This is a genomic window from Amphritea sp. GJ51-11, assembly GCF_055808735.1.
On record NZ_CM147881.1, the window covers coordinates 2,245,751 to 2,267,118 of the forward strand.

The 21,368-nt window shown below is 48.0% G+C and carries 19 protein-coding genes; 4 read left to right on the forward strand and 15 right to left on the reverse strand.

Annotated elements, in window-relative coordinates; genetic code table 11:
• Positions 1 to 57 precede the first annotated feature (57 nt).
• Positions 58 to 1,491 (reverse strand): aldehyde dehydrogenase family protein, encoded by a 1,434-nt coding sequence (locus AC0L4K_RS09915; protein ID WP_473269135.1) that lies wholly within the window; start codon positions 1,489 to 1,491, stop codon positions 58 to 60.
• 376 nt (positions 1,492 to 1,867) lie between these two features.
• Between AC0L4K_RS09915 and nhaD the strand changes: the two genes are divergently transcribed.
• Entirely contained in the window at positions 1,868 to 3,103 is a 1,236-nt protein-coding gene (gene nhaD / locus AC0L4K_RS09920) for a sodium:proton antiporter NhaD (protein ID WP_417222892.1), read from the forward strand.
• A 134-nt stretch (positions 3,104 to 3,237) separates the two neighbouring features.
• Here the strand turns inward: nhaD and AC0L4K_RS09925 are convergent, their stop codons facing one another.
• Positions 3,238 to 5,430 carry an OsmC domain/YcaO domain-containing protein gene (locus AC0L4K_RS09925; protein WP_473269136.1) on the reverse strand — a complete coding sequence of 731 codons (2,193 nt, stop codon included), beginning with the start codon at positions 5,428 to 5,430 and terminating at the stop codon, positions 3,238 to 3,240.
• A 182-nt stretch (positions 5,431 to 5,612) separates the two neighbouring features.
• Positions 5,613 to 6,407 (reverse strand): AraC family transcriptional regulator, encoded by a 795-nt coding sequence (locus AC0L4K_RS09930; RefSeq protein ID WP_473269137.1) that lies wholly within the window; start codon positions 6,405 to 6,407, stop codon positions 5,613 to 5,615.
• A 110-nt stretch (positions 6,408 to 6,517) separates the two neighbouring features.
• On the opposite strand from AC0L4K_RS09930, the gene AC0L4K_RS09935 reads away from it, so the two are divergent.
• A complete protein-coding gene (locus tag AC0L4K_RS09935) occupies positions 6,518 to 7,756 on the forward strand; it encodes a YbfB/YjiJ family MFS transporter (RefSeq protein WP_473269138.1) in 1,239 nt (412 codons plus the stop codon).
• An 82-nt stretch (positions 7,757 to 7,838) separates the two neighbouring features.
• Here the strand turns inward: AC0L4K_RS09935 and AC0L4K_RS09940 are convergent, their stop codons facing one another.
• Positions 7,839 to 8,324, reverse strand: coding sequence for a hypothetical protein (locus AC0L4K_RS09940; protein WP_473269140.1), 486 nt, complete (start codon positions 8,322 to 8,324; stop codon positions 7,839 to 7,841).
• A gap of 340 nt (positions 8,325 to 8,664) precedes the next feature.
• Between AC0L4K_RS09940 and AC0L4K_RS09945 the strand changes: the two genes are divergently transcribed.
• Entirely contained in the window at positions 8,665 to 10,131 is a 1,467-nt protein-coding gene (locus tag AC0L4K_RS09945) for a DASS family sodium-coupled anion symporter (protein WP_473269142.1), read from the forward strand.
• Between the two features lie 453 nt (positions 10,132 to 10,584).
• On the opposite strand, the gene AC0L4K_RS09950 is transcribed toward AC0L4K_RS09945, so the two are convergent.
• From AC0L4K_RS09950 to ylqF, 5 genes are all read right to left on the reverse strand, one after another.
• Positions 10,585 to 11,082, reverse strand: coding sequence for a DUF3291 domain-containing protein (locus AC0L4K_RS09950; protein ID WP_417222876.1), 498 nt, complete (start codon positions 11,080 to 11,082; stop codon positions 10,585 to 10,587).
• A 423-nt stretch (positions 11,083 to 11,505) separates the two neighbouring features.
• Positions 11,506 to 12,684, reverse strand: coding sequence for a BaiN/RdsA family NAD(P)/FAD-dependent oxidoreductase (locus AC0L4K_RS09955; RefSeq protein ID WP_473269143.1), 1,179 nt, complete (start codon positions 12,682 to 12,684; stop codon positions 11,506 to 11,508).
• A 79-nt stretch (positions 12,685 to 12,763) separates the two neighbouring features.
• Positions 12,764 to 13,006, reverse strand: a complete 243-nt coding sequence (locus AC0L4K_RS09960; protein WP_473269144.1) for a CDGSH iron-sulfur domain-containing protein — start codon at positions 13,004 to 13,006, stop codon at positions 12,764 to 12,766.
• Between the two features lie 87 nt (positions 13,007 to 13,093).
• Positions 13,094 to 13,381, reverse strand: a complete 288-nt coding sequence (locus tag AC0L4K_RS09965; RefSeq protein ID WP_473269145.1) for a hypothetical protein — start codon at positions 13,379 to 13,381, stop codon at positions 13,094 to 13,096.
• Positions 13,382 to 13,386: 5 nt separating this feature from the next.
• Positions 13,387 to 14,340: a ribosome biogenesis GTPase YlqF gene (gene ylqF, locus AC0L4K_RS09970; protein WP_473269146.1), complete on the reverse strand. Its 954-nt coding sequence runs from the start codon at positions 14,338 to 14,340 to the stop codon at positions 13,387 to 13,389.
• 176 nt (positions 14,341 to 14,516) lie between these two features.
• Here ylqF and AC0L4K_RS09975 point away from each other — a divergent pair, with 176 nt between their 5' ends.
• On the forward strand, positions 14,517 to 15,740 hold the full coding sequence (locus AC0L4K_RS09975; protein WP_417222863.1) for an EAL and HDOD domain-containing protein: 1,224 nt from the start codon (positions 14,517 to 14,519) through the stop codon (positions 15,738 to 15,740).
• A gap of 97 nt (positions 15,741 to 15,837) precedes the next feature.
• Here the strand turns inward: AC0L4K_RS09975 and maiA are convergent, their stop codons facing one another.
• The 6 genes from maiA to AC0L4K_RS10005 all read right to left on the reverse strand — a co-directional run bounded on the left by maiA (position 15,838) and on the right by AC0L4K_RS10005 (position 21,106).
• The gene (gene maiA / locus AC0L4K_RS09980; protein WP_417222860.1) at positions 15,838 to 16,470 is read right to left on the reverse strand and encodes a maleylacetoacetate isomerase; all 633 of its coding nucleotides are present in this window, start codon (positions 16,468 to 16,470) and stop codon (positions 15,838 to 15,840) included.
• 90 nt (positions 16,471 to 16,560) lie between these two features.
• Positions 16,561 to 17,475, reverse strand: a complete 915-nt coding sequence (locus tag AC0L4K_RS09985) for a LysR family transcriptional regulator (protein ID WP_473269148.1) — start codon at positions 17,473 to 17,475, stop codon at positions 16,561 to 16,563.
• A gap of 171 nt (positions 17,476 to 17,646) precedes the next feature.
• A complete protein-coding gene (locus AC0L4K_RS09990) occupies positions 17,647 to 18,129 on the reverse strand; it encodes a universal stress protein (protein ID WP_417222855.1) in 483 nt (160 codons plus the stop codon).
• Positions 18,130 to 18,186: 57 nt separating this feature from the next.
• Positions 18,187 to 19,515 carry a TRAP transporter large permease gene (locus AC0L4K_RS09995; protein ID WP_417222853.1) on the reverse strand — a complete coding sequence of 443 codons (1,329 nt, stop codon included), beginning with the start codon at positions 19,513 to 19,515 and terminating at the stop codon, positions 18,187 to 18,189.
• Positions 19,516 to 19,566: 51 nt separating this feature from the next.
• Complete coding sequence (locus AC0L4K_RS10000) at positions 19,567 to 20,082, reverse strand: TRAP transporter small permease (protein ID WP_417222851.1); 516 nt, start codon at positions 20,080 to 20,082, stop codon at positions 19,567 to 19,569.
• A gap of 10 nt (positions 20,083 to 20,092) precedes the next feature.
• Positions 20,093 to 21,106: a TRAP transporter substrate-binding protein gene (locus AC0L4K_RS10005; protein ID WP_417223385.1), complete on the reverse strand. Its 1,014-nt coding sequence runs from the start codon at positions 21,104 to 21,106 to the stop codon at positions 20,093 to 20,095.
• Positions 21,107 to 21,368 lie beyond the last annotated feature (262 nt).

Consider the following 21,368-nt stretch of genomic DNA (forward strand, 5'->3'; position numbering starts at 1 on the left):
AAGGGGCGTATCGGCACGCCCCTTTAATCATCTAACTATCACCGTAACCGGGTTGAATCAGTTCCAACCACTGACCGCTTTAACTTCAAGGAAGTCTTCAAGCCCCCAAACACCGCCCTCACGACCGTTGCCTGATTGCTTATAACCACCAAAGGGTGAGCCAGCACCTAAGAATGTGCCATTGATCTGCACCATACCGGCACGCAATTTACGCGCCACACGATTGGCTTTTTCACTATCCTGTGACTGCACATAGTGAGTCAGGCCATAAGGGCTGTCATTGGCAATGCTGATCGCTTCCTCTTCGGTATCAAAAGGAATCAGCACCAAGACAGGCCCAAACACCTCTTCACGGGCGATGGTCATCTGGTTATGAATATCCGCAAACACGGTTGGTCTAACGTAATAGCCCTTTTCTAGCCCTTCAGGCTTACCCAGACCGCCCGCTACCAGCCGGCCGCCTTCATTAATACCCTGCTCAATCAAACCTTGGATCTTGTCATACTGTATCTGTGAGACCACCGGACCAATATGGTGTCCTTCCAGTGATGCGGTATTCACAGCGGTTTTATTCGCCGTTTCTGCAGCAATAGCAACCGCTTGCTCGTAAAGGCTACGCTCCACCAGCATACGGGTCGGCGCATTACAGGATTGTCCACTGTTATTAAAGCAGTGACGCACGCCCCGCATAACCGCCTTCTCATCAGCATCGGCAAAAATAATATTAGCGCCCTTACCGCCCAACTCTAACGCTACCCGCTTAACGGTATCGGCAGCGTTTTTAGTAATGGCGATGCCCGCCCGAGTCGATCCAGTAAAGGACACCATATCCACTTCAGGATGGCCCGACAGCTGCGAACCCACACCCAGTCCATCACCGTTTACTAAATTAAAAACACCCGCAGGGAAACCGGCCTGATCGATCATCTCAGCAAACAGCAGCGATGACAGTGGCGCAATTTCAGAGGGTTTTAATACCATAGTGCAACCGGCAGCGAGTGCCGCCACAACTTTCAATGTCACCTGATTCATCGGCCAGTTCCACGGCGTAATCAGGGCACACACACCGATCGCTTCGTGCAAGATACGGTTATCCGGCGCATGATCACCCAACGGCTGATCAAATTCATACCCTTTCAGCGCACGAATCAGGTTTTTAATATGGGAAGAACCAGCGCCACACTGGGAAGTACTCGCCAGCGCAATTGGTGCACCCATTTCGGTAGAAATAGCACGCGCCATCTCGTCGGCACGCTCGTTGTAAATCGTCTGTAATTTTTCTAACAGTACCAGTCGCTCGGCCTTGCTCGTTTGGCTCCAGCTATCGAATGCCTGACGCGCAGCAGCAACAGCGGTGTTGGTATCAGCCTCGTCCCCTAAAGAGATCACCGCACACACTTCTTCGGTGGATGGATCAATCACATCAAAATCATGGCTCGCCTGCGGAGCAACCCACTGACCATCAATATAAAACTGACGTTTATCTAACATCTTTGTTCTTCCTTATTGCGACACAACCAAAAATTAACGCTTAAACATCAACTAGCTAGACAATATTTTAGCCAATTTAACTCAATACTCTATTCACACAACCGAGTTAGACACCCTGAATCGACAAACGTTACCCTGCGGCGGAACGAGCTAAACAATCACGTACCAAAATCACCATCACAGCAACCTAAAACGGCCACTACGGTTTAACGGATATTTCCGCGCTACGCAAGTAAATACCGACCAAAGGTCCTATAAAGCGTTCTAAAAGTCGTAATCCCTATTTTCTTATCCCCTAGAACGTTTTATCTATTGTATTGACCTCCTACAAAAGTACAAAATAGCCGCCTTATAAAATTTAAACGTGGGACTAACAATGCATTCTCTGCTATTGGGCCTGATTATCCTCGCCTTTGTGCTGATCGTTTTTGAAGATGTTGTCCATCTGAATAAAGCAAAATCAACACTTTTTATCGGCACCCTGGTCTGGATCCTTGCCTTTGTCTTCCCTGAAAAATCGCCCCAAGCGATACAGGAAGCACTCAACGAACAACTGCTTGATATTGCCATTCTCTGGCTTTTCTTAATGGCTGCGATGACCTTCGTCGCCTACCTTAACGAAAAAGGCCTGATTACCCAGTTGGTTTACCGACTCCTGCCCAGTGAACTTAAGCTCAGCACCCTAATGATTCTGATCGCCTTGCTAGGCTTGATGTTTTCATCCTTGGCGGACAACATCACCGCCTCGCTGATCATGCTATCGCTGTTGGCATCACTGAAGCTAGAAACCAAAGATACTCTCAAGTTTGCCGCACTGATTGTCTTTGCGGTTAACTCCGGTGGCGTCTCACTGATTACCGGTGACGTCACCACGCTGATGATATTCCTTAACGGCAAGGTCTCCATTCTTAATCTGCTACTGCTAATACTGCCAGCCATCACCGGTGTGGCGATTCTGGCATTGATATTGATGCGTGGCTGTAATGAAGTAATCACCCTGCCGAAATTTAAACGGCCGATCTCCGCCGGTGACAAACTGATTGCGGCGCTATTTCTACTGACTATTATCAGCACACTCGCCTTTAGCGTACTATTTTCAGTACCGCCGGTGCTGACCTTCCTGTTCGGTTTGGCGCTGATGTTTATCGTCCATCAGGTGATTTTCCGTAAGGAGCAAAACCCCAACGTTCTAGAATATGTCCGCGAGATCGAGTTTGATACCCTGCTGTTCTTCCTTGGGGTGCTGCTACTCGTGGGAATGCTCAAAGAGCTGTCGGTGCTGGAGTTACTGCCAGAACTCTACACCATGATGCCGGCGATCTATGCCAACTATATTATCGGTATACTGTCAGCCTTCGTTGATAACGTGCCACTCACTGCAGCGATTCTGCAATCGGATATTCCGATGACCAAAGGCGAATGGTTAGGATTGACCTATGCCGTGGGGGTTGGTGGTTCTATTCTGATCGTCGGGTCGGCGGCCGGTGTTATCGCCCTCAGTAAGCTACAAGAGTTGTCGTTTATCAGCTACCTACGCTTTATTCACTGGCTGCTGGTGGCTTACACCTGTGGTTATCTGGCGGTGATGTTCCTGACGAACCTCGTGCTCTGATACAGCCGATAAAATAGAGTAGCACCTTGATAAGACGATCCCTGTTTTATCAGGCAAAAAAAACAGCGGCTAACACCGCTGTTTTTTTTGTTTATACCTCAGCCAACAGGCAAGCAGTCAGACCCGCTAATCGATCAGATGGCGATACCGGCCTTATCTGCCCGTAAACGGTGCAGTTTTTGATAGCTCTCAATCAGTTTTAGGTGACGATCCAAACCGCTTAGTTTGGTATCCGTTGGCGTCAAGCCAAAGAAACGCACGTCTCCGGCGACGGACCCCACCACATTCTCCATCACCTCAGCACCAAACATACGACGCAGATTCAACAGGTAATCGTCCAGCGCGAGATCTTCATCCAGCACAATCACTAGCACCGCATTCATCGCCTGATAGAACAACCCGCGTTCAACGGTATTGTCGTTATATTGTAGGAAGCTTTCCACCAGCTCTAACGCGGCTTCATGCTCGCCCAGTGCGAGATAGATAAGAATCTTCAGCTCCAGAATCGTCAACTGACCCCACACGGTGTTCTCATCAAACTCGATGCCGATCAGGGTTTTAATATCGGTGTAGTTATCTTCTTCGCTGTCTTCAAGACGTTCGACCAAATCAGCCAGCTGCTCGTCATCCAAGCGATGTAGATTAAGAATATCTGTGCGAAACTGAATCGCTTTGTTGGTGTTATCCCAAACCAAGTCTTCTACCGGATAGACCTCAGAATAGCCCGGCACCAGAATCCGACAAGCCGAAGCGCCGAGATCATCAAAGGTAGCGATATAGACCTCTTTTTCGAGTTCTTCGAGAATCGCCATTAAGCGGTTGCTCTCTTCTTCATTGGTGCCCGAGAAATCCCACTCGCAAAACTCATAATCGTGGCAAGCACTGAAGAAACGCCAAGAGATAACCCCTGTTGAATCAATAAAGTGTTCGACAAAGTTATTCGGCTCAGTCACCGCTAGACTGTTAAAAGTCGGCGGCGGCACATCATTTAGACCCTCGAAGCTGCGGCCCTGTAATAATTCGGTCAAACTGCGCTCGAGTGCCACTTCAAAGCTTGGGTGGGCACCAAAGGAAGCAAAGACGCCGCCAGTGCGCGGATTCATCAGAGTGACGCACATGACTGGGAACTGACCGCCCAAAGACGCATCTTTCACCAGTACCGGGAACCCCTGCTCTTCCAGCCCTTTAATACCGGCGATGATCTGTGGGTACTGAGCCAATACCACTTCAGGCACATCGGGAAGGACAATTTCTTCCTCAATAATCTGCCGCTTAACCGCCCGCTCAAAAATCTCAGACAGACACTGAACCTGAGCTTCATGGATATTATTACCCGCACTCATACCATTACTAAGGAACAGGTTCTCTAACAGGTTTGACGGAAAATAAACCGTTTGCTGATCGGACTGACGTACATAGGGCAAGGCACAGATACCCCGCGCCACGTTACCTGAGTTGGTATCGATTAAGTTAGAGCCACGCAGCTCATCATCCGGGTTATAAATCGCCAGACAGTAATCATCCAACAAGCCATCGGGAATGCTGTCATCCTCGGTCAGTTTGAACCACTGCTCATTGGGATAGTGAACAAATGCACTGTTAGCGATCTCTTCACCGAAATACTGATCGTTGTAGAAGAAGTTACAGCTGGCTCGCTCGATAAACTCACCGAGAGCAGAACAGAGTGCGCTCTCTTTGGTTGCCCCTTTACCGTTGGTAAAACACATCGGCGACGAAGCATCCCGTATATGCAATGACCAGACATTAGGCACGATATTACGCCATGAAGAGATCTCAATCTTCATCCCTAAGCGCTCGAGGATACCGGTCATATTGGCGATGGTTTTTTCCAACGGTAGGTCTTTACCCAAGATCATGGTGTTGGCGGTATCATCAGCAACGCCCATCGCCATGATCGAGGCATCAGCATCGAGATTTTCAACTGTCTCGATTCTAAATTCAGGCCCCTGCTGCACCACTTTCTTGACGGTACAACGATCGATCGAACGGATAATACCGGTGCGATCCCGCTCTGAAATCGTATCTGGCAGCTCTACCTTAATCTGAAAAATCTGGTTATAACGGTTTTCAGGATCAACAATATTATTCTGCGACAGACGGATATCGTCCGTTGGAATATCCCGAGACTGGCAGTAAACCTTAACGAAATACGCTGCACACAGGGCAGAGGATGCCAAAAAGTAATCAAATGGACCGGGCGCAGAACCATCCCCTTTATAGCGAATCGGCTGATCGGCGGTGACGGTGAAATCATCAAACTTCGCTTCAAGCCTGAGATTGTCTAAAAAATTAACTTTGATTTCCATCTGAATACTATTTCCGGGATCGTTTAAGCAAAATGGTAGGTCTGTCGATGTTTTAACGAAAGCTTAAAACACAAAACAGTTCAGCCCGGCAGGCTGCCTCTAATTGGCGGGCATTTTAACACTAATTAAGAAGTGAAAACGAAGACAATCTCAACACGCCTTATCCCGCCCTGTTGCAGCCCTTAATCCGCTTGTCGTCCACGATTGCGATACTGTGCTGGTGCCATACCAAACTGCTCTCTAAACATATAGATAAAGGGCGAAGGTGAGCTGTAACCAAGTTCCAGTGCGATCTGAGTCACACTGTGGCCCGCATTCAACAATTCAAGCGCCTGCATCAAGCGTAACTGTAAGCGCCACTGTTTTAATGACATACCGGTTTCACGGCGAAAACGACGGTCTAGTGTACGTAGAGAAACGGCCAATGACGCGGCAAGCTGCTCTGATGTTTCCACCTGATCAGGCTCGCGATAAAGCCGATGACATAGAGCCGTTAAATCAGGACTTACCGGCCAAGGCAGATAACGATCATCCCGTTCGAGACGACCTAACGCTTGCAACAGCAACTGCATCAGGTCATTTTCATAAGAATCTAAGGGGTATTCCGCGTCAAACTCAGCGGCTTCTAAGATCAACTCGCGAATCAGCGGCGTTATATGCAGCACCGTGGCCCGGTCGGCAATCCCTTGGTAGTCCTTATCAACATACAGACTTTTTAGATCCGCACCATATTCAGTAAACACCCGATGCTGACAACCACAAGGCAACCAGATCGCCTGCTCCGGCGGTATAAAGTAACGCTCACCGGTTAGATCAACCACCAGCACACCGGACACGGCATACAACAACTGATGCCAATGATGACGATGGGCAGGAAAGTAATGCCCAGCAGGCATCTCCTCCTGACGCACATACACGTCCCGAGGCAACGATTGCATACTGAGTAAGCTGAGTTCATGAGCGGAGCGACGATCCATACTAAATTGTCCAGTTTTATATATATTTTGTCATTTTATAGAAAGATAACAAAAACCACATGCGCTAACCTGTGTACTCTGCAAAAGTGAACAGCGATAGGAGAGCTAAAATGGCCGAGATTAGTAAAAACCGCATGTTACTCACCTGCGTGTTAGCCGTCGTCGCAACGATTGGCATCGCCCGTTTTGCCTACACGCCAATGATTCCCGAAATGGCTAAAGAGGTCGGCTTGAGTGAATCACTGGCCGGTTATCTGGCCGCCGCCAATTATGCGGGTTACCTTAGCGGCGCACTGCTCATCTCCTTTATCCATAATATCGCGCTAAAAGCCCGTCTGTTTCGGTTAGGATTATTCGTTGCCATCGTTACCAGCCTCGCCATGGGACTGACCACTCAAGAACCGCTTTGGTATCTGCTACGTTACCTCTCGGGGTTAAGCAGTTCGGCTGGTATGTTACTCGGTGGCGGTCTGCTGATGCATTGGCTGATGAAGCGGAACCATAAAGCCGAACTAGGGATCTTCTTCTCGGGGCTAGGGATCGGCATCGCCATCACAGCGGTATTATCTATCTTAATCAAAGATCACTTCAGTTGGGATCAACAATGGTTTATTTACGCCCTCGTCACACTGCTATTAATTGTGCCGGTGTGGCAGTGGCTACCGGATTTTAGTGCAGAACAATCTTTGGCGAAACACAGCCAACATCACATTCCGCTCCCTCGCAGCTTCATGCCAGTGCTGCAGCTGAGTTATTTCTGCGCGGGCTTTGGCTATGTTATCTCAGCGACTTTTTTGATCAGTATCGCCGAAAGCATCGACGCCCTCGCCGGACAAGGTTGGATTATTTGGCTGATAGCTGGCTTAAGCTGCGCCCCGGCCAGCGCCCTATGGGATAAAGTCGCTAACACCACCGGTCAGTGGCAAGCCATTTTTATCGCCTATCTACTTAACGCCCTGAGCATTCTGATACTGCTTTTAAGCCACCACCTCTTGGCGGTGATACTCAGTGCGATGATTTACGGTGCCAGCTTTATCGGTATCGTCAGCATGATGTTATCTATGGTGGGTCGCTTATTCCCAGACAACCCTTCGAAACCGATGAGCCGCTTAACCTTCAGCTACGGTGCGTCACAAATGCTCGCCCCCGCACTGGTTGGCTATCTAGCCGAAGCCGACGGCAATTTTGATAACGGTTTAATCATTACCCTATGCGTCATGATGATCGGCAGCGGGGCCATACTATTCGCGCGACATATTGAAAAAAACAAAGACCAAACCAGTGAGCCGGATAACAACCTCATGGGCGCCATTGACGCTAGCATCACCATCCCTATTTCTGATAAATAACATTAGTTTTATAAAATAAACTATTGATTAATAATATCTTAAACCGACAATGGCTTTTAAAAATGCGGCTTCAGCCCTTACCCTAAAGCTGCGACAATACCCTAGCAACATCGATATCAAAGGCATCAATCAAGCGCTCGGTTGTGCCGTTTTGGAGATAGCCCTTAAGTGCAAACAGTTCAACAGAGAGCAGCAAGCGGTTATTGCCATCCAACTGATTAAACAAAACCTCATCGATCACAACCCGCACATACACCTTAGTTGGCGGGCCTTGTTCGGCCTGCAGCGCAATACAAGAGAACCCCGCTTGAGTACGTTTGGTCACATCGAGTACATCATCAAAACACCGGGTGTAGTTAACCGAAAAGCCCTGTTCAACTAAGAAAGCATGAATAAAGCCCAACGCCAGCACATAATGTTTATCCGCTGCTTGGAATTGCTGATGATAGGCTCGCACGAGGGCTTTTGGCGGCTCACCCTTGACGCCAATCTCTTGATCGGCGGCCGGATACGGCTCTGAACAAGCCACCAAAAAAACGATCACCAATAGCATAAAAACACGTTTCATCACCACTCCAGTAAACATTCAGGCTACAAATTTCGTTTTAAATTGAACACTCTGTGCTGAACAACCTGAGCATAAAAACACCCAAAATATAACACGACCGGCAGGACTGTTTATCTAAGCCTGGCTTAGCCTTGTATTTTAAACCTATCAACGGCATTATTTCGCCGCTTCGATGAGGCTTATTTTCCTCTACTCAGAGGTGAATTATTCAACCAGCACCCCAAAAAGAACCTGTTTGATTGCTATTGATATGATTTCCATCGCCACTTAAGACTAATATGAAACAAACACCGCCCTTCTTTGCCCAACGTCTATTTTTCTCATCACTAAGGAGACCGCTATGAAAGGCACAGAGATCAAAGTAGTTCCTGGCCTGTTCGCAATTGCCATCATCCTTTTCCTCTGGTTTGCTATTGCTCCGCCACAAGGGGTATCAGCCAACGCATGGCATCTATTGGCACTGTTCGTCGGTACGGTAGTCGCCATCATTGGTAAAGCAATGCCCATTGGTGCTATCGCTATTTTAGCCATCACCTCGGTCGCACTGACAGGCGTCACCAACGACAGCCCTTCAGGGGCGATCAAAGATGCCCTGAGTGGCTTTTCTAACTCATTAATCTGGCTGATTGGTATTGCTATTATTATCTCTCGCGGCTTAGCGAAAACCGGCTTAGGCAATCGTATTGGCTATTACTTCATATCCCTATTCGGCCGAAAAACCATTGGTATTGGCTATGCGTTGGCACTTTCTGAGCTGGTCATTGCACCGGTAACTCCCAGTAATACAGCGCGGGGTGGCGGTATTATTCATCCCATAATGAAGTCTATCGCGACCAGTTTTGGCTCCACTCCTGAAGCCGGTACATCACGCAAAATTGGTCACTACCTTGCGTTGGTTAACTATCATATCAACCCAATAACATCAGCAATGTTCATTACCGCTACTGCACCAAACCCTTTAATCGTCAAATTCATTGCCGATGCCACCGGCGCCAATATCAGCATTACATGGAGCACTTGGGCGCTGGCAACACTCCTTCCGGGACTAGTTTGTATTGCGTTGGTGCCGTTAGTCGTCTATGCCATTTACCCTCCCGAAATCAAAAGTACCCCCGACGCCCGCACTTATGCGAAAGCAAAGCTGACCGAAATGGGACCAATGAGTTACGGTGAAAAAGTCATGATCAGCGTATTTGCCCTGCTATTACTCTTGTGGGCCAGTGTGCCTGCAATGATTTTTGGTGATGCCTATGCAGTTAATACCACCGCCGTGGCATTTTTAGGTCTTTCTATTTTGCTGGTGAGCGGGGTTTTAAGCTGGCAGGATGTGCTTACAGAGAAATCGGCTTGGGATACCGTTGTCTGGTTCTCGGCACTGGTGATGATGGCAACTTTTCTTAATAAACTAGGCCTAGTCGCTTGGTTTTCTGGCGTGATCGAAACTAATATAGCTCAACTCGGTCTTGACTGGACGCTCTCTGCAATCATCTTAGTCGCTGTTTATTTTTACGCACACTATTTCTTTGCCAGCACAACTGCCCACATTACCGCGATGTTTGCCGCCTTCTATGCCGCAGGGTTAGCACTCGGTGCACCACCCCTCTATCTAGGCTTATTACTCGCCGGTGCATCTTCGTTAATGATGTCACTCACCCATTACGCCACCGGCACCTCGCCAATTATATTTGGCTCAGGTTATGTCTCAATGGAAAACTGGTGGCTAATGGGCTTTATTATGAGTGTGGTCAATCTAGCCGTCTGGGGAATCGTCGGCGGCCTGTGGTGGAAATTATTAGGCTACTGGTAAAGAAAGCGGCTTAATCAAGGACTCAATTAACGCATGGCTAACACGGCTATGCGTTAATCATTACGTCTCATTCACACTCCGCTAAGCAACATGAAAACAGATAAACCAGCCTTAATGTAATAAGGGCATTTAAAAAATTAGACAACATGAAACATCCGTATTACGGGGCCTCTAGGCTATCTCGCATAAGTATAAATAGGAGCGTCGATCATACTGACTACAGACAAAACAGCCTCATGTTGAGCTAAACATGACACATTGATTTACAGTAACAGCATGATAGCAACTCTTCACATGACACTGCGAGCAGCCACAATAGGCTAATATCAGCGCCAAACCTTAAGCGAAATATCCTAGGCAACATAACACTGATGATAAGCACCGTCCCAACCGGAGCGTCCGGTGGCAGTCGTAGATTGGAACGAACTTAAATTGACGAGCTTGATTGAGAGGTTAAGTGGCTGGAAATTCACCATCCAGAGTATCGGTTAGCCCACTAGCGAATTCACTGGGCGCCGAGAAGGCTTTTTTGAACAAGAAAGCGTCGGCGGTTGGGCCCTGTTTTCGCAAAGTGTTCAGTTTTTGCGCGGCCTCTTCGACTGACGGTATGTGACCGGCTGGCACCCACCAAAGCACCATATAGGCTTCGCCCATTCTGCTAAACCACTCTTTCTTGCGGCGCATGATCTCGACGTGGGCAGTCCGGTAAACGTAATTATGTAAATCCTCGACCGAATCCCAGAGAGAAAGATTCACAATTTGATCAGAACCGAAGTAATCAATACCGGTGGCATCACCCTCTTCGGTTTGCAGCCTCCAAACAAACCCTGGAGACTCCTCTGCCAACGCGTTGATCCTGTTCAGATTCGCAACAAAATCTGAAAGCTGCGGAGAATCAACCGGCGCCAAAAGCTTGGCGATGTTGAGTTGCGCAATATGATACTGACTCACACCTTTCTCCCTAAAAACACTTAAGACCTCAACTAACTGCGCACGTTAGCACGTCCAGCGACGAAGTGATGCTACTATAACTAGTTATACCTTCAAAACAACAACAGCCAAGCATTCTAGTTTCCCAAGACCCTGTGGATCGTCATAAATATCTTTGAAAAGCGCCAAGGCAATTAAATCATTCTTTTCAGGCCATGAAAAACTATGTTTAGGTTCTAAATACCACATATCACGCAACAGGAAGTATATTTGTAAAAGATCAGCCTGAAGCCGTACTTTTCTGAAATTTCCTTCAAGATCACCTTTATGTGCTTGCTGTAAATTTTTCTTAAGAGTTATGAGCGTATCATTATTACCCTTTGGGAATTTTAGACAAACACCCCCTGTTTAAACTTTAAATACCCTGACACTCTTTATACAACACTAGACCGCCTGTCCCGCCGCAAAACCGGAAGCCCAGGCCCAATTGAAATTGTGCCCTCCCAGATGGCCAGTAACATCGAGGCATTCACCGATAAAATAGAGTCCCTCTACCTTTTTCGCCTGCATGGTTTTCTGGTTGATCTCATCGGTGTCGATACCACCCAAGGTGACTTCGGCGGTGCGATAGCCTTCGGTGCCGGAGGGTTTGATGCGCCAATGACAGAAGGCCGTATTGATCGCTTCTAACTGTTTATTGGACAGATTGCCCAGCGCACCGGTTAGCTCAAACTTTCCGCAGAGGATTTGTGCCATCCGCTTGCTCATCTGTTGTGCCATGAGGGTGGTGATATCGGCTTTGGGGCGACTGTCTCGCTGTTCTTTCAACCATGCCAGTAGATCAAATCCGGGGAATAGATCGATCTCCACCTCCTCTCCCGGCTGCCAATAGTTGGATATCTGCAAGATCGCTGGGCCACTTAAGCCACGATGGGTAAACAGCATCATTTCAACAAAACTGGTGGAGCCAATACTCGCTCTCACTTGATGAGAGACACCCGACAGCTCGCTTAACACCTCTTTATCTTTCGGTTGCAGGGTGAACGGCACCAATGACGCGCTACGGGGTAACAGGGCCAAACTATACTCGGTGGCGATGTCATAGGCGAAGCTGGTGGCACCACCATTGGGAATCGACAAACCTCCGGTAGCGATAACCACCGAAGTTGCACTGATATTGCCATGACTGGTTTGCAGCTGAAAACCGCTTGGGGTTTGTTTGAGCTGATGCACTTCAGTATTGGTTTTAATCTCAACCCCCGCCCATTCACATTCGGTCATTAAAACCCGTAATATCTCTTTACTGGAGTCATTACAGAACAACTGACCGAGTGTTTTCTCGTGATATTCAACACCATGACGATCAACGAGATCGATGAAATCCTGCGCTGAGTAACGACTTAACGCTGATTTACAGAAGTGCGGGTTTTGTGAAATGAAATTCGCGGGGGAGTTATGGATATTGGCGAAGTTACAGCGTCCACCACCAGACATCAGGATTTTGCGCCCAATTTTTGCGGTATGTTCCAACACTAGCACCGACCGGCCGCGATAGCCCGCCGTGGCCGCACACATTAAACCGGACGCACCGGCACCCACGATCACCACATCAACCTGTTGCAAGGGACATATTTCCTGCTAAAAAAAGAGAAACATTGTACCTAGTCAGATCGACTCTAGCGAGCGCTACCGGCGCTTATTCTCACGACTTATGGCTACCATCACACCGTGGTGGGTTGAGGGTTTGTTTACAGGTACACAGAAATACCGTTTCAGTTTTACTGGCAACAAAAACCACCGGCGCTAAGCCTGTACCTTGATGAGAACCATCACAGAAGGGTTGGGCCGCTGAACGACCGCAGGCGCACCAATAATAGGTTTCGCCCTGTTGTAAATCGACTTTAGCTGGCCCGTCGCCTGCTCGATGAACTTCCGCCTGAGTCATATTTGATCTCCATGATTCGCCTACCGTTTATCGGCGCTACCCATAAACGTAGATGAGACTCGTCAGGAGATCAAATAAGCACGGTTATTATTCTGCCTCGCTATTCGCTTGCACGTTCGCTTTACGGGCTTCTTCCGCACGTTTCAGTCGGCGAATTTTATCGGCCAGAGGCGTATTTCTCTGAGACTGACTAGATTCTTCCGCCTGTTCCGCTTCGCGAGCTTTTTCATACACAGATTTATGTTTCTTTTTCTGTTCTAGATTACGGCGCTTACGGCTCTCATAGCTATCAGGATCGGCCAGTTTTTCACTCCGGCGAGGGATATCCAGAAAGATAGGCTTGGGTGAGGTGCGCTTTTTCTTTATACGTGACATTTCAATTACCTTTTATGGCGGTGAGCCGAGCGATCACTCTGTGACTCTGCGTCTAACCGTTCCTGTTCTATGCGTTCAAGCTCAAGACGTTCGGCCTCAAGCTTCTGTTGTTCCCATTTCTCCAGCCACTCAGCGACGGTTTCATAGGTAATCTGCCCTACTTGCCCACCGCGCAGCTCATTCAACAATATCTCTGAAGCTTTATGGATATCAATAACACCGCCGGGCCTTAAACCGCCCCGCTTGCGGCCAATGGCTTCCAGTACGAGATCACCACGTTCTGGCAGCGCCTTAAGCTTATAACGGCTCATCAGTAGCTCAGGATAATCCTTACGTAAGAACTCTGCGGCATAGAGCGCAATATCTTCATATTCAATGGCGGTATTCTTAATGGCACCACTGGCCGCCAAGCGATAGCCGGAATCAATATCTTCGATCTTAGGCCAAAGCATTCCCGGCGTATCGGATAACGCCATACCGTTTTTAAGAGTAAACCGCGTTTGCCCTTTGGTCACCGCCGGCTCATTACCCACTTTCGCGATACGCTTACCGAGTAAAGCATTGATCATGGTCGATTTACCCACATTGGGAATCCCCATGATCATCGCCCGTACCTGACGGTTGTTATTGCTCCGCGCCGGCACTAGCTTACTGCACATATCCGGAATGGTGCTGATCAGCTTCTTTTGTTGATAATCAATAATCAGCGCTTGAGTGTCCGGCAAACTATTGTAATAGTCGGCCCACTCTTGGGTGCGCTGCGGGTCTGCTAGATCACTTTTGTTGAGCAATTTAATGACTGGCGTCCCCTTGCGCAACTGAGACACCATCGGATTTTCGCTGGACACAGGCAAACGGGCATCGAGTACTTCGATAACCACATCAATCTCATCCATCACCTTGGCGATCTCTTTACGGGCCTTATGCATGTGGCCAGGAAACCAGTTAATCGTACTCATAATCTCAGTCTGCTAAATCAGGGAGCAACATTATACCTGTCGCATAGAAAACAGCGACTTCTTTCGCCCAATATCAGAATATCGCGCTACCTGTATTGGTGAGTTAAGCGGCTGACATTTCACTCGGCTGTATATATGCTTAAATACAACACAGCTTAATATGGAATGAGACACCCATGGACACTTCATCAGGCGGGCAAATTCTGATGGCACGGCAGCCGATATTTGATCGCAGCCAGCGGGTTATTGCCTATCAACTGTTGTATCAAGACACGCAACAGTCCGGCAGCACCCTGTTCAGTGATTCCGGGGCTTCCAGCGAAGTTCTGCTAAACTCCTATACCAGTATTTCCGATCAAGGCGAGCTGAAACGCGTGCCGGCATTCATCAATTTAAGCCGGACATTATTACTCTCTGATAATATCCCCGACCTGCCGCGCAAGAATGTGGTGCTTGAAATCCACCAAGATGTGCAAGTCGATCGCAGTGTCATCGTGGCGATTTATCGTTTAGTCAAAGCAGGCTATCGGATTGCGCTGGACCATTTTACCTACAAAGCCGAGTACGAACCCTTGTTTAAAATGGCCCAAATCGTCAAACTCGATGTAAAAGATATGAGCTTTGAACAGATTGCCGAACAGGTCCGTCTGTTATCCCCTTTTAAAGTGACCCTGCTGGCTGAAAAAATTCAGACCGTCGAGATGCTAGAAGAGTGTAATAAACTCGGTTTTAAACTCTTCCAAGGCCACTTTCTCAGCAAGCCGAAGTTAATAAAGGGTAAAAAGGTTGAGCCTAACCATGCCGCCCTATTTGAACTGGTACAGGAACTACAAAACCCCAATACCACACCGGAGCGTCTCGAAGGACTGATTATTCGTGACCCGGTACTTACTTACAAACTACTGCGCATCATTAATTCCGCTGCTTATTCACTGGTACGTAAAGTCGAATCACTGACCGAAGCCATTGTGATGCTCGGCATGGCGCAGATTAGAAAGTGGGCTACTCTCATCGCGCTCAACAACCAAAGCGGCAAACCTGAAGAGTTATGCCGCGGCCTGCTGGTACGCGGACGCATGTGTGAAGAGATTGCTTTGGCGACTAAGCGGAGCAATCCCGGCAGCTATTTCATGACCGGCATGATGTCTAACATCCATCTATTGCTGGATATTGATCGCGAATCGATGCTCCAAGAGGTACCACTGAGCGAGGAGATTAAAAATGCGATCCTGCTGAACGAAGGTGAGATGGGTGAAACACTGATGTATGTCGGTAATTATGAAGCCGGTGACTGGGATCTACTACCCACCAACTTCGATTCTAACCTGTATGAAAGCTGTTATCGAAATGCGCTAGAGTGGAGTAAAGAGGCGATGCAAGCGCTGAATGATATCGATTAAAAAACCACGTTAGACCGCATCAGCAAGCCAAAACATCGGCCTGCCAAGCGGTCATTCCTTAGCCAACGTTAGCAACACCCCGACTAGCTCGTTGATATTAACTAGGCGCATGCTGATCTGGATGCGCATCGGCAAAGGCTTTCAACTTGATACAGTTATCATTCACCCGGTTAATATTGGGATAACGGCTCATATCACAGTTAAAGCGGTGGGCGTTATAGACCTGTGGGACGAGAAACACATCAGCCAAGCTCAACTGATCCGCAAAACTAAACTCCCCAGCGTTCTGAGCCAATATCTCTTCTAGGGCATCAAATCCTTGATAGATCCAGTGTTGATACCACTGATTTTTCTGCATGTCATTAACGTCCAATTCTGCCGCTAAGTACTTAAGCACCCGCAGATTATTCACCGGATGAATATCACAGGCGACCAGCATCGCCATCGCGCGAACCTTAGCGCGATCCCCTACTGATGTGGGTAGCAAAGGTGTTACTTGCGGATAGCGCTCATCGAGGTATTCACAAATCGCCAGTGACTGGGTTAACAGCAACTCGCCATCGAGCAAGGCGGGGACAAATCCCTGCGGATTACGCGCTAAATGCTCAGCAGAACGCTGTTCACCATCCACTAAACTCACCGGCACCTGCTGATAGTCTAGCGCCTTCAAATTCAGCGCAATACGCACACGGTAGGCCGCTGATGAGCGAAAGTAGTCATACAAAATCATTGAATTAACACCTAGATAGACATATTAATAGATCACCGGGCAATACCGGCAATAAAACCGCGAGTAACGAGATCACCGTTACTCTCAGCATTAGGATGAAAACGCCTGCTGTAGATTATCCCCTAACCATTGCTGAAAGAACTCAATAAACAGGCTCACCTTGGGAGCCATATATTGACGTTCAGGGTACACCGCATAGAGACTCAACCGTTCAGCCTGATAATCGGGCAATAACAGCTCGACTTTACCCTCAGCAACATAACGCTCAATAACAAAGGAGGCGAGATTAGCCACCCCGCGATCGGCCAACACCGATTGCAACACCAGTAGGCTGTTATTCGCTTTCAGATCACCACTTACCTGCACCACCTGACTGCCGCTGGCATCCGTCAGTGTCCACATATTGGTATTAGTGGCTAACATAAACACCAAGCAATTATGCTGTTTCAAATCTTCCGGTGTTTGTGGATGGCCATGCTCAGCCAGATAGCCCGGACTGGCGCAGAGAAACAACGGAATCGAAGCAATTTCACGAGCAATCAAGCTGGAATCAGGCAGTTTGGGGTTAGTGATGCGTAATGCAAGATCGAACCCCTCTCGCAGCAATTCAACATCACCATCATCAAGGGCCACTTCAAACTGTATATCCGGATAAAGCTTCATAAACTCAGGAATAGCTTTGGCTAGCAGCAACTGACCAAAGGTCATATTACAGTTGATCTTCAGCACACCACGGGGCTTACCCTGCAGTTGTGACACTAGATTTTCAGCCTCACTTACCTCGGCAAGAATCAACTGACACTTTTCATGATAGGCCGCACCGACCTCCGTAACATTAAGACGCCGGGTGGTGCGCTGTAACAATCGCGCACCGACATGCTGTTCTAAATGAGCTATCTGCTTACTGACAGAAGAGCTAGAAATCCCCAGCTCAGCCGCCGCCAGTGAAAAGCTTTTCAGATCAACCACACGGACAAATACGCCCATTGCTGATAACACATCCATTAGCCAACGTCTCCATTATAACGATCAAGCCTTACGCTATCAGGGCTTCCCTTAAGGCTCAACAAAAGAAGTGATATTCGTGCCATAAAGTGAATAATCAGGCGCGTGAAAACAAAAAAACGGCCACTGCTGGCCGCTTTTAGACTATACAACCAAGTAAACGCAAAGCGCTTATAACGGTACGATCAATATAGGACGCTTAGAGTTATGCATCACTTTGTTGGCCGTAGACCCCATTAAAAACTGACCCATTGCAGAATGAGTCCGGGTACCCATCACAATCACATCCGCATCAATCTCATCAGCAACACGCAGGATCGTTTTCCAAGGCGTTCCCTCTTCTACACGGGAGGTTAAGGAGCCTTCTTTCAGCACTTCACTCTCTTCGAGTTCAGCATCACAGAAACGCTCGATACGCTGCTGAATTTTAACCTTTAGATTTTGCAAGCTCTCGTCATGCAACTCTTTGAGAGAGGCTTCATTGATCATGGTTTCGACAATGCTCTGAGCCGACGCGCTTAAAGGCTCAATCACATGCAGGTAGGTAATCTCTGAATGATAATGTCCACAAAGGCTGATCGCTGCTCGAAACGCAGGACGAGACCCCTTATCAATATCAGAAGCGTAAAGAATCTTTTTTACATCAGGCAGCATAGGTAAAACCCTCAGACAAAAAAGGCCCCGAGGGGGCCTTAGATAATAAACAACCGATTAACGATACAGCAGCTCCGGCAGGAACAGTGAAATCGATGAAAACAGTGTAATCAATGCTAGACGAATAATATCAGCACACCAGAATGGAGTAACCCCTTTGAAGATAGTGCTCGCTTTAACATCTTTCAATACGGCACTTAATACAAAGACATTCATCCCCACAGGTGGTGTTATCAGACTGATCTCAGTCACCACCACGACCACGATACCAAACCATACTAGGTCGAAACCTAAGCTTTGCACCAATGGGAAGAAGATAGGCACCGTGAGCAGCAACATCGACAGGCTTTCAAACACCATACCCAGCACAATGTAGATCGCCAAGATCACGAGAATGACCACCATCGGAGCCACGTCCATACTGTTAACCATCTCTAACAGATCGGCTGGCAGTCCGGCACGGTTGATGAAGTTTGAGAAGATCAGCGCACCAATCAATACTGAGAAAAGCATCGCTGATGTTCGCGCGGTATCCGTCAGAATATCAAACAGGCTGCCCAAACTCAGCGAACGACGATAGAGTGCGATCAAAAACGCACCACCAGCACCAATACCTGCCGCTTCAGTCGGTGTGAAGATACCTAGATAGATCCCCCCCATCACCACGGAGAATAAGATCAGTACACCCCAAACACCGTTGAGTGCCTGTAAACGCTCTGGCCATTCCATTTTATCGCCACAAGGACCCGCTTCAGGTGTACGCCATACCACATAACGCACCGCTGCAAGATACAGCAGAATGCCGAGAAAACCCGGGATAAAGCCGGCAGCAAAAAGCTCTCGAATACTGGTTTCAGTTAACAAACCGTAGATAACCAGAATAACGGAAGGCGGAATCAAAATACCCAGTGTACCACCCGCCGCAATAGAGGCAGTCGCGAGGGAATCGGCATAGCCATACTTGCGCATTGGCGGCATCGCTACCTTAGCCATCGTTGCAGAGGTTGCCAGACTCGAACCGCAGATCGCGGAGAATCCACCACAAGCCACCACAGTCGCCATGGATAGACCACCCTTACGGTGACCTAAAAAGGCATAAGATGCGCGATACAGCTCATGGGACAGCCCGGACTTGGTCACCAGATTGCCCATCAATATAAACAGAGGAATAACCGATAAACCGTATTCCTGTGATGTATCTATTACTCGCTTGGCGGCCATTGATAAAGCGCCATTCCAGCGAAATTCCATAAAGTTGTCAAAACCAAGACCTTGCATATATGCAAAGCCAAAAAAGCCTACCAGCCCCATTGCAAAAGCAATCGGTACCCGGATGACCACGATAATCAGCAGCAATATTGCAAAGCCAGTTAATGCAGTAATCATTCTGAACACACCTGTAACGTTATCAGCGTATTTATAGTGGAGTAACCAGGATCAGTCACGGGACAGGAACAACAAACGGTACACACCGTAGCTGATCATCAGGCCGGCTGTTATCCAGCTCATAATAGCGATATATTCGACCACATAGCCTACTGGAAACTGCAGAAATTCAGTCACTTCAGAACGACGCAATGAGCGCTCTGCTAACTCGAAAATTCTGACTGCCAGAAAATACAAAGATGTCGACATCAAGAAAGCCGCGACTAGACCCAACACCTTAATCAGGGTATTACCCATCATACGGTCGAGAATATCAACAACCACATGACCACCACGCCAAGTGATCACAGGCATTTCGGCAAACACCATGATGGCAATCGCCATCTCAGTTAACTCTGTGGTGCCATCAACCGAATTACCTAGAAAGTAACGGCCAAAAACATCGGCACAGGTTAACAGCATCAATAAAAACAGTGTTACGGCAGCAATCAACTCTAGAAAAAAGGCCAGCCAAGCGACTGACCCCTTTTCCTCGTAGTGCGCTGTAAGCCAGGCACTAAAGGTCATAACGCGCTCCTTACTTATAGCTACGGGCAATTTGACGCAATTCAGTCAGTGCTGCTTTTGCATCAATGCCACGATCGGCGACAGATTCATAGAAAGCTTCATCCATGCCCTTAGTTAGCGCAACGAACTCATTATCCAAGGCATCGCCCTTCTTAACCATGGTGATGTTCACGCCGGCTTCTTGAGCAGCCTTAAGGCCATCAACATCGCCTTGGTCCCATGCACGGCCTGCCATTGCAGACAGTTTTTCACCAGAGACACTTAGAATCGCTTCGCGATCTTTCGGATCCAGATCAGCCAAGAAGTCAGGGTTCATAAAGATACCAAAGCTACCCATATACATGCCGCCTGGTAAGACAATCATGTTTCTAGCCACTTCTTTTAAACGCAATGATTTCTGCTCACCCATTGGGATGAATACACCATCAATAACGCCTTGCTGCATCATTTCATACACTTTAGGAGCGGGTGCGCCGACGGCGGTAACACCAAGACGCTCACCAATTTCACCCTGAACACCACCACCTAAGCGAATTTTCTTACCTTCCAATTCAGATAGTGAAGTAATAGGTTGTGATAAATGGATCTGACCTGGGCCATGGGTAAACAGACCAATCACTTCAAGGCCTTCATGCTCATTCGCTTTAGCGAAGTATTTCTGATGTACACGCCAGTGTGCAACGGACGCCGCTTCTGCACTGGCGCCCAATAGAGGCTGCTCAACAGCTTGCGTCAGCTTAAAGCGACCGGGTACATAACCGTGGTAGCTCCAAGACACATCAACAACGCCATCTTCAACGAGTTCGAACATCGTTTTAGGATGTCCCATACCATATTCAATCTCAACTTTAACGCGACCGTCAGTCGCATCTTCTACCCATTTAGACCAGGTAGGCCAAACAATAGCATTCTGAGGATGAGTCGGTGGCAACCAGCTAGCAACACGCAAGGTCGTTTCAGCCATCGCACTCGCTGAAAGGGTCAAACCCAGGCTTACTGCCGCTGCCGTCTTAAAGAGGTTCATATTTGTCATTCGTTTATCTCCTGGCTTTCTCTCGCATACTCTATGTACGCCATTTTATTGTTATAGAGAACTCATAGGGCTAGGCCCTTTTATTATTATCTATCCGCTTCAATCTAACTGATTGAAGCTGAACAAAAGCATAACCGACAAAGTGATACATTACTATAAAATATCGATATATAGATTGTATCAGAACGGCTTTGCGTATCCCTTATCTCATTCCAAGACAGCGAGGTCAATGCGCCCTATGGCTAGTACCACC

Bases quoted from the DNA above. Each gene is read 5' to 3' on its own strand.
- AC0L4K_RS09995 (WP_417222853.1), bottom strand. From the start codon at position 19,515: ATGATTACTGCATTAACTGGCTTTGCAATATTGCTGCTGATTATCGTG.
- nhaD (WP_417222892.1), top strand. From the start codon at position 1,868: ATGCATTCTCTGCTATTGGGCCTGATTATCCTCGCCTTTGTGCTGATC.
- AC0L4K_RS09960 (WP_473269144.1), bottom strand. From the start codon at position 13,006: ATGACTCAGGCGGAAGTTCATCGAGCAGGCGACGGGCCAGCTAAAGTC.
- AC0L4K_RS09965 (WP_473269145.1), bottom strand. From the start codon at position 13,381: ATGTCACGTATAAAGAAAAAGCGCACCTCACCCAAGCCTATCTTTCTG.
- AC0L4K_RS09990 (WP_417222855.1), bottom strand. From the start codon at position 18,129: ATGCTGCCTGATGTAAAAAAGATTCTTTACGCTTCTGATATTGATAAG.
- AC0L4K_RS09935 (WP_473269138.1), top strand. From the start codon at position 6,518: ATGGCCGAGATTAGTAAAAACCGCATGTTACTCACCTGCGTGTTAGCC.
- AC0L4K_RS09985 (WP_473269148.1), bottom strand. From the start codon at position 17,475: ATGGATGTGTTATCAGCAATGGGCGTATTTGTCCGTGTGGTTGATCTG.
- ylqF (WP_473269146.1), bottom strand. From the start codon at position 14,340: ATGAGTACGATTAACTGGTTTCCTGGCCACATGCATAAGGCCCGTAAA.
- AC0L4K_RS10005 (WP_417223385.1), bottom strand. From the start codon at position 21,106: ATGAACCTCTTTAAGACGGCAGCGGCAGTAAGCCTGGGTTTGACCCTT.
- AC0L4K_RS10000 (WP_417222851.1), bottom strand. From the start codon at position 20,082: ATGACCTTTAGTGCCTGGCTTACAGCGCACTACGAGGAAAAGGGGTCA.
- AC0L4K_RS09940 (WP_473269140.1), bottom strand. From the start codon at position 8,324: ATGAAACGTGTTTTTATGCTATTGGTGATCGTTTTTTTGGTGGCTTGT.
- AC0L4K_RS09930 (WP_473269137.1), bottom strand. From the start codon at position 6,407: ATGGATCGTCGCTCCGCTCATGAACTCAGCTTACTCAGTATGCAATCG.
- AC0L4K_RS09915 (WP_473269135.1), bottom strand. From the start codon at position 1,491: ATGTTAGATAAACGTCAGTTTTATATTGATGGTCAGTGGGTTGCTCCG.
- AC0L4K_RS09975 (WP_417222863.1), top strand. From the start codon at position 14,517: ATGGACACTTCATCAGGCGGGCAAATTCTGATGGCACGGCAGCCGATA.
- maiA (WP_417222860.1), bottom strand. From the start codon at position 16,470: ATGATTTTGTATGACTACTTTCGCTCATCAGCGGCCTACCGTGTGCGT.
- AC0L4K_RS09945 (WP_473269142.1), top strand. From the start codon at position 8,665: ATGAAAGGCACAGAGATCAAAGTAGTTCCTGGCCTGTTCGCAATTGCC.
- AC0L4K_RS09925 (WP_473269136.1), bottom strand. From the start codon at position 5,430: ATGGAAATCAAAGTTAATTTTTTAGACAATCTCAGGCTTGAAGCGAAG.